Raw genomic sequence first — 7,634 nt, 5'->3', positions numbered from 1 at the left:
GCTCGGAAAGAGCGCCGTGGGGAACGCCTCGCCCGTGACGGTGCTCGTTGCGGTGACAAGGCCAAGCACACGGTTATCAATGACATAGTTTTTAATTCGGACGGTTCGGAAGTAGAGCTCCAGCGCCGTTCGGAGGGGCGCATCGCGGAAAATCAGTCGGTTCATAGCCACTCAGAGTCTCTTTCTTATGCCAGACTTCATCTTGCCGGTGCAATTGGGTATATTTTATACAACTCCGAGGCAACAAGTTGCTCTCGCTTAGGGCTTCGTTCGTGCCTCACGCGCCGGTTGCCCTCTGGGCAAGTTAACCGAGTTTACGCCCCCTGATCTATGCCCCCAATCTATGCACCCGTGAGGGTGCCCGGCGCTAGCCCTAAGCGAGAGGGACTTGTCCCCTCGAAAAAACGTTACGAAAAAGCGTTGCGGGAAACCATAAGGTATATTTTCCGCATGATATTCTTTCCGCCCTTCTTTATGGCGGCCTTACCCTCACGCAGCCCGCGCAAGCTCAGGCTCCGACAACACGGGGCTACTTTCGGACGCCCAGCCTGCGTGGCGATACTGTGGTCTTTGCCGCCGAGGGCGATCTGTGGCGCGTCTCGGCAAGCGGCGGGCTGGCGACGCGGCTGACGTTTGGAGCGGGTGGCACTGTTGGAAGCTCGCCCCCAATGCGCCCGAGGCGGTCTCTCTCACGGCGGACTTCAAGGGCACGAGCCGCAGCCCGATGGTCTGGAAAGAGAAGGTCTATTTTCTCTCGGACCGTGACAGGGTGATGAATGTCTGGAGCATGGACATCAACGGCAAGAATCTTAAACAAGTCACTCACGAGACGGGCTTCGATGTCCAGAACCCGCAAATGGACAATGGCAAGCTGATCTACCAGCACGGCGCGGACCTCTCGGTCGCGGATGCCGCCACGGGCGCGTCAACCAAGCTTGCGATCTCGCTCAGCTCGGACTTCGACCCGCTACGCGAGCGCTGGATCACCAAGCCCATGGAGTGGGTGACGGCGGCGCATCTCTCCCCGAGCGGCGATAAAGTGGTGCTGACGGCGCGCGGGCAGATCTTTGTGGTGCCGACCGCGCACACGGCGCGCCTTGTCGAGGCCACGCGCAAGCCGGGCGTGCGCTACCGCGAGGCACGTTTTTTGCCCGATGGCAGGGGCCTTGTGGCGCTCTCGGATGAGTCCGGCGAAGTGGAGATCTGGAAGCTTCCCCCTCTCCCGATGGTAAGTTTCTCTACATCCTCTCCGACCGCTCGTTTCACTCCAAAGTGGGCTCGCCGTGGGGACCGCGCCAGCCCGAGCCCTACTTCGAAAATCAAACCCAGGTCTTCTCGCTGAGCCTCCAGCCCGGCAACCGCTCGCCGTTTCTGCCCGATGATGAGCTGGAAGCCGAGAAGAAAGCCGATGCAGCGCTCTCTGAAATTCTGACCGAGGGAATTGCCAAGCGCCTGAGCCTGGTGCCCGTTCCCGCCGGGAACTACAGCGGCCTCAAGACCGATGGCAAGAAGCTCTTTTTACTCTCTAATACTGACAGTGGCGCGAATCTGGTGGCTCTCGCAATTCGCAACGAGGACATCAAGCTGGAGCCCGTTGCCACCAATGTGAGCAGCTACGAGCTCAGCGCCGACAGCAAGAAAGTTCTTATCCGACAGGGAAACGCGCTGCTGGTCTTCGATGCCAGTGGTGGCCCCGATCCCGCCAAGAGCCGCGTCGTGCTGGTAGACCGCTGGAGCTTCTCGCTTGATCCCAAAGAGGGTTTTGTTGTCTTGTCAGGGAGGACACTCTATGGAGAGCCGAGTCTACTTGCTGGAACTTTGAGGGAGCTTATAAACCGGTTGCTGAAATTCACTCCCCGTCTGCGATACAATCATTAGTTATTCTTTTGAAACGAAGGGTTTTTGTATGCAGATCGGTGTGATCATGAACGGCGTCACAGGGCGCATGGGAACCAACCAGCACTTGCTGCGCTCCATTGTCGCGATTCGCGACCAGGGCGGCGTCAAAATCGGCGATGGGGAAAGCATTGTCCCCGACCCGATTCTGGTGGGGCGCAACGAGAAAAAGCTCGCGGCGCTGGCGGCGCGTGCCGGGGGCGTGAAGTACACCACCGATCTTGAGGGGATTTTAGCCGACCCGGCCTATCCTATCTACTTCGATGCCCAGCTAACCCAGCTCCGCGCTCCGGCGGTGATGAAAGCCATCGCGGCGGGTAAGCATATCTACTGCGAGAAGCCGTCGGGGACGACCACCCAGGAGGCTTATGCCCTCTATGAGGCCGCCAAGAAGGCGGGGGTCAAGCAAGGGGTCGTGCAGGACAAGCTCTTTTTGCCGGGGCTGGTAAAGCTCAAAAACTTAATAGACTCCGGCTTTTTTGGCGAGATTCTCTCGGTGCGCGGCGAGTTTGGCTACTGGGTCTTTACCGGCCACGATGGCATTCCGGTGCAGCGCCCTAGCTGGAACTACCGCAAAGAAGACGGTGGCGGGATTATCGTGGACATGCTGTGCCACTGGCGCTATGTTCTGGACAATCTCTTTGGCGAGGTCAAAGCCGTCTCGTGCCTGGGAGCGACCCATGTGAAGGAGCGCATTGACGAGAGCGGGAAGCCCTATGTCTGCACCGCCGACGACTCGGCCTACGCCACTTTCGAGCTGGAAAATGGCGTGGTTGCGCAGTTCAACTCTAGCTGGACCGTGCGCGTGCGCCGTGATGACCTGCTCGCGCTCCAGGTGGACGGCACGAAGGGAAGCGCTGTAGCGGGGCTACGTGGCTGCACGATCCAGCCGTATGGTGCGACGCCAAGGCCGGTCTGGAACCCGGATATTGACTCGCCGATTGACTTCGCCGAGAACTGGATGACGGTTCCAACCAACCAGATTCTGGACAATGGTTTTAAAATCCAGTGGGAGATGTTCCTGAAACACGTCGTCCTAGACACCCCGTGGGTCTACGATCTGCGCGAGGGTGCCAAAGGGGTCCAGCTTGCCGAGGCGGGCCTGAAGTCCTGGGAGGAGCGCCGCTGGGTGGCTCTGGACCCGCTGGCTCCGTGACCTCAGCCGCCTTTCTCGCCCCGCCCGATACCATCCGATGCCTCTTCGATGCCCCGCGTGTGAAGAGTGCTGGAGAAAGTCGGCCTCGATGCGGCGTTCTCCCGCATCTCACGGCTCTGCCCGGTGTACGGCTCAGTAGCCATATCGCGGGGTCTATCAACGACGAGACACGCCGCTTGGCCGACTGGTGCCTTGATGAATTTGAGTGCTGGCAAGCAGGGGAACCCCTTCGCTATGCCGTCACTTTGGAGATGTTGGAGACAATGGCGTAACTTATTCCTCCGCCTAAGCACCCAGAGGGTACCCGGGAGGCTTTGACAGTGGAGGCAGGCAAGCCCGTCTCCCCGTCTATAGGGCAAGTTACATTGCCCCGTGCTCTAGGTAGCAAGCTACCAGGAGCCACATCAGAAAGAAGATCTGATGCCGTCTGAATGTTTTACGAGCCAAAACGGTGTGTTGACTCAACTCTCTACATTCACTTATGAAGGTAAATAAACCGTGTCCACCTGAAAAGGTTTCGTGCCTTCATACCTGGCATTAGAGCCACTACGATACTCAGCAATGTATCAAAAAATCGGAAAGGTAAGGCAAAAAATAATTTGAAGACTCAATCGCGGGAACTTCTATGTGGTTCCCAATTCCTCCCACGGCTAAGCACCCTTCCCTTCGGGTGGGTACCCGGGGTTTCCTCGGAGGTTTTCCTATGAGACTCTGGTACGACAAGCCTGCACAGGACTGGCTGGAGGCGCTCCCTCTTGGCAATGGAACCCTCGGGGCGATGGTCTATGGGGGAGTCGAAAACGAGCGACTCGCACTCAACCACGGCAACCTCTGGGCCGGTGGTCCCCACGACTACGCGAACGCCGACGCGCACAAGGCGCTCCCGGAGATCCGTCGGCTGATTTTTGCCGGGGAGTACGAGGATGCCCAGGCGCTGGTGCAGGAGCGTTTCCTGAGCCAGCCACTGCGCCAGATGCCCTACCAGGCACTGGGAAGCCTTCTGCTGAATGTACAGCCGCCGGCCTCAGGCGCAGAGATCCAGGACTACCAGCGGGAGCTGGACCTAGACGAAGCCATTGCTCGGGTGCGCTACACCCAGGGCGGCGTGGAGTTCACCCGCGAGGTCTTCGCCAGCCAGCCCGATGGTCTGATTATCATGCGGCTCTCGTCCAGTGCACTCATGAGCCTGAGCCTGGGGATGCACTGTCCTCACCCCGCCCATGAGAGCCGCGCCTCGGGCAAGACACTGCTGCTCTCGGGCATGAGCGATACGGTTCTCTTTGAGGCGCGGGCGCAAGTGCGTCTGGAGGGAAATGGGACAATAACCGCCGAGGGGGGGCGGCTGAATGTCCGGGCGCGCTGTGTCACGATCTTCCTGTCCCTGGCCACCAGCTACGCAAACTGGCAGGATACCTCCGACGACTCCGCGACCCGAAACGTGAAGGCACTCTCCAAGGCCATGAAGAAGTCCTGGGATCGTCTTAAGGTGACCCATGTCGCGGACTACCAGAAGCTCTATTCCCGAGTGGCACTGGATCTTGGCCCGGAGCCGGAGCTGCCCACCGATGAGCGCGTGCGCAACTTCTCCACCGGCACGGATCCCGCGCTGGCGGCGCTACACTTTGCTTACGGACGCTACTTACTGATCGCCTGCTCGCGTCCCGGCGGCTCAGCGGCGACGCTCCAGGGGCTCTGGAACGACTCACTCACCCCGCCCTGGGACAGCAAGTACACGGTCAATATCAATACGGAGATGAACTACTGGCCCGCCGCGCCCGCGAATCTTCTGGAGTGCTACGAGCCGCTTTTTCGGCTGATCGGGGATCTGTCAGAGTCGGGGAGGCGCACCGCGAAGGCGCACTACGGGGCCAGCGGCTGGGTCTGTCACCACAACACCGATGGCTGGCGGGGAACCGCTCCCGTGGACGGTGCCTTCTGGGGAATGTGGCCCTGCGGCGGCGCGTGGCTGTGCAAGAGCTTCTGGGATCACTATGAGTTCACAGGAGACAAGCGGGCGCTCGCCCTGTACTACCCGATTATGCGCGGCGCGGCTGATTTCTTTCTAGACACTCTGGTGACCGATCCAAAGAGTGGCTGGCTGGTCACCTGCCCGAGCAACTCCCCGGAAAACGCCCACCATCCGGGCGTGAGTCTCTGTGCTGGCCCCTCTATGGACAGTCAGATTATTGGGGATCTCTTTGATAATCTGGCGAGCGCGGCGGAGATTCTCAAGCGCGACACCGAGTTTGTTGCCCGCGTGCGCACGGCGCGTGCCCAGCTCCCGCCTCTGCAGATCGGAAGCGCGGGCCAGCTCCAGGAGTGGCTGGAGGACTGGGACTTAGACGCTCCGGAGCGGGATCACCGGCATGTCTCGCACCTCTACGCGCTCTATCCGAGCGCACAGATCACGCGGGAGACACCGGAGCTACTGGCCGCCGCCCGCAAGTCTTTAGAGCTGCGGGGCGATTTAGCGACGGGCTGGAGCCTGGCGTGGAAGCTAAACCTCTGGGCGCGGCTGGGCGATGGCCAGCGGGCGCACGCGCTTCTTGCGAATCTGCTCACCCCCGAGCGCACGGCCCCGAACCTCTTTGATCTGCACCCGCCCTTCCAGATTGACGGCAACTTTGGCGCTGTGAGCGGCATCTGTGAGCTGCTGCTCCAGAGCCACGGCGGTGAGATTCATCTGCTGCCCGCCCTGCCGCCGCAGTGGAAAGAGGGAAGTGTCTCCGGCCTGCGTGCCCGAGGGGGGTACCTGGTCAGCCTCCAGTGGCGAGACAGCCAGCTCACCCACGCCACACTGACATCTCAGAACGGCGGTGAGTGCAACGTGCGCATCGGTGAGAGTGTGACCTTCCTCAAGACACGCAAAGGTGGCATCTACACGATTCCTGAGGAGTCTGCATTTGGTATAGAGTCTGCATTTGGTATACTGAGCCGTGCCGAAGACTGATTCCCCCGCGCCGAAAAAAGCGCTCACCGACCGTGCGGTCGCGAACCTCTTTTTGCTACCCACGATTTTATTGCTGGTAGCAATGAATATCTTCCCCCTGTTCTGGTCGCTGGGCCTGAGCTTCACCAAGTTCAAGGCCAATGCCAACAAGCCCGCGGAGTGGATTGGCAATACCAACTACACCGAGATGATGAGCCGGGAGCAGGTCTGGCAGTCGTTTACAACCACAGCAGCCTTTGTGTTGCTTGCCGTGGGCTTGCAGCTCGCCGTGGGCTTCGGGCTGGCGATCTTGCTGAACCGCAGCTTCAAGCTCAAGGGAATTATCACGACGCTTTTTCTGCTCCCGATGATGCTGAGCTCCGTGGTGGTAGGGCTTTTCTGGCGCTTCTTGCTGGACACCAACTTTGGCGTGATCAACTGGCTCCTAGGCTCCGTGGGGCTGATGGACCCGAAGAAGCCGATTAACTGGACCGACAAAGACCACGCGCTCTGGTCCGTGGTGATCGCCGATACGTGGCAGTGGGCTCCCTTTGTGATGCTCATCGCGCTGGCGGGGCTGGCGAGTGTCCCCAAGACACTCTACGAAGCGGCGAGTGTGGACCGGGCGAGCGAGTGGTTTCGTTTTCGGTTCATCACCATGCCCTTTATCACGCCACTGCTGCTGATCGCGCTGCTGTTTCGCACGCTCGATAGCTTTAAGATGTTCGATCTGGCCTGGATCATGACCGAGCGTGGCGCGACCGTGGAGACCGTCTCGATTCAGGTCTTCCGCGAGGCGCTTCGCAACTGGAACACGGGCAAGGCGTGCGCTCTGGCCTACATTGTGTTGCTGGTAATTATCGGGCTGACCAATCTCTACTTAATGATGATGGCCCGCGTCCGTGGCGAGGCCAAGCTCGATGCCACCCCACTCTTCGCCCCCGAGACTCCCTGGCTCGTTGGGCTCCAGAAGGCCGCCACGCCAACACTCGCCGTGCTTCTGCTCTGGGGAGCGTATAAGGCCGGGGGCGGGATGTTCGTCGGCGGGCTGCTCTTGCTGGTGGCCCTTATTGCCGGGACATTCTACCTGCCCCGGAAGCTCCGGTCCGCCCTGGCCTTTATCGGGATTGGTGTCGCGCTTTTTGCGTATCTCTTCCCGCTGGGGTGGATGATTGCTACCTCGCTGAAGCAGTACACCGATGTCAATGCCATGCCGCCCAAGTTTGTCTTCTCCCCGACGGGTGAGAACTACTCCGCCATTTTCACCACCGACGATGGCAAGAAGTTCATGGGCCAGATGGGCAACAGCCTTTTAGTGAGTGTGGTCTCCACCGTGATCGCGGTCTTTATGGGGACGCTCGCTGCCTACACGTTCTCGCGCTTCAAGATCAAGGCCAAGGGCGATGCGCTCTTTTTTATTCTCTCGACCCGTATGCTCCCGCCGGTAGTGGTGCTCGTGCCGGTGTATCTGATGTACCAGCTCATTGAGCAAAAAACGGGCATCAAGATGCTCAACACGCTCCACGGGCTGGGGCTTCTCTACACCACGGTCGGGGTGGCGTTTGCGACCTGGCTCATGAAGGGCTTCACCGACGATGTCCCGCCGGAGTACGAAGAAGCCGCGCTCCTGGACCGCTACTCGCGCCTGCGTGC

At 60.0% G+C, this 7,634-nt stretch carries 6 protein-coding genes; 5 read left to right on the top strand and 1 reads right to left on the bottom strand.

Annotated elements, in window-relative coordinates; all coding sequences use genetic code 11:
- Nucleotides 1-589 precede the first annotated feature (589 nt).
- The 3 genes from ACH2EH_RS25120 to ACH2EH_RS25110 are packed head-to-tail and all read left to right on the top strand — an operon-like array spanning nt 590 to nt 3,052.
- Nucleotides 590-1,342: a hypothetical protein gene (locus tag ACH2EH_RS25120; RefSeq protein ID WP_395146145.1), complete on the top strand. Its 753-nt coding sequence runs from the start codon at nt 590-592 to the stop codon at nt 1,340-1,342.
- On the top strand, nt 1,273-1,878 hold the full coding sequence (locus ACH2EH_RS25115; protein WP_395146143.1) for a hypothetical protein: 606 nt from the start codon (nt 1,273-1,275) through the stop codon (nt 1,876-1,878). Before ACH2EH_RS25120 ends, ACH2EH_RS25115 begins: the two co-directional genes overlap by 70 nt.
- A 28-nt stretch (nt 1,879-1,906) precedes the next feature.
- Nucleotides 1,907-3,052, top strand: coding sequence for a Gfo/Idh/MocA family protein (locus ACH2EH_RS25110; RefSeq protein ID WP_395146142.1), 1,146 nt, complete (start codon nt 1,907-1,909; stop codon nt 3,050-3,052).
- A 2-nt stretch (nt 3,053-3,054) separates the two neighbouring features.
- On the opposite strand, the gene ACH2EH_RS25105 is transcribed toward ACH2EH_RS25110, so the two are convergent.
- On the bottom strand, nt 3,055-3,195 hold the full coding sequence (locus tag ACH2EH_RS25105; protein ID WP_395146140.1) for a hypothetical protein: 141 nt from the start codon (nt 3,193-3,195) through the stop codon (nt 3,055-3,057).
- A 560-nt stretch (nt 3,196-3,755) separates the two neighbouring features.
- Here ACH2EH_RS25105 and ACH2EH_RS25100 point away from each other — a divergent pair.
- Together ACH2EH_RS25100 and ACH2EH_RS25095 are read left to right on the top strand one after the other, a co-directional pair.
- Nucleotides 3,756-6,002 (top strand): glycosyl hydrolase family 95 catalytic domain-containing protein, encoded by a 2,247-nt coding sequence (locus ACH2EH_RS25100; protein ID WP_395146138.1) that lies wholly within the window; start codon nt 3,756-3,758, stop codon nt 6,000-6,002.
- The coding region (locus ACH2EH_RS25095; protein ID WP_395146136.1) for an ABC transporter permease subunit at nt 5,989-7,634 on the top strand (1,646 nt) is incomplete at its 3' end. The genes ACH2EH_RS25100 and ACH2EH_RS25095, both read left to right, overlap by 14 nt.

This window comes from Armatimonas sp. (genome assembly GCF_043760365.1).
In the GTDB taxonomy this organism is placed as follows: Bacteria; Armatimonadota; Armatimonadia; order Armatimonadales; family Armatimonadaceae; genus Armatimonas.
The sequence above is the reverse complement of the archived record's forward strand: the minus strand, read 5'-3'. Positions and strand labels throughout refer to the sequence as shown.

Coding starts and splice junctions, on each gene's coding strand:
- ACH2EH_RS25110 (WP_395146142.1), top strand. CDS start 1,907: ATGCAGATCGGTGTGATCATGAACGGCGTCACAGGGCGCATGGGAACC.
- ACH2EH_RS25105 (WP_395146140.1), bottom strand. CDS start 3,195: ATGGCTACTGAGCCGTACACCGGGCAGAGCCGTGAGATGCGGGAGAAC.
- ACH2EH_RS25100 (WP_395146138.1), top strand. CDS start 3,756: ATGAGACTCTGGTACGACAAGCCTGCACAGGACTGGCTGGAGGCGCTC.